Raw genomic sequence first — 340 nt, 5'->3', positions numbered from 1 at the left:
GGCCACTGCGGAGCGCGCGGGTTGCACCTCCGTTATCACGCGCAACGTCAAGGATTTCGCCGGATCGCCCGTACCCGTGCTGACACCGCAGGAATTCCTCCTGCGTTAAGGGCGGTTCTCCGGCCGGCTCAGGGCCTCCATCGCCGAGAGGGTCGACTCCAACAGGTCTGGACACGGTAGGTGAACGGTCATCCAGGGCGCAGCGAAGCGCCCGCGGTGTCGAGCTGGTGCTTACCACCGGCCGTCTCACCGTCGCCCGAGCCGCTCGACCCACAGTGGATGATAGAAACACCTGATGAGCCAGGAGACCCCCGACTACGACCAGGACTTCAAGAACCTG

General features: G+C 64.7%; 1 pseudogene. It reads left to right on the top strand.

Annotated features, from left to right (window positions below):
• Positions 1 to 109: pseudogene (locus LRF89_RS13625) on the top strand (pilus assembly protein); the annotation flags it as partial.
• Positions 110 to 340 lie beyond the last annotated feature (231 nt).

The organism is Halorhodospira sp. 9621 (assembly GCF_022228055.1).
Classification (GTDB): domain Bacteria; phylum Pseudomonadota; class Gammaproteobacteria; order Nitrococcales; family Halorhodospiraceae; genus Halorhodospira; species Halorhodospira halophila_A.
This window is presented reverse-complemented; position numbering and strand designations above follow the sequence as displayed.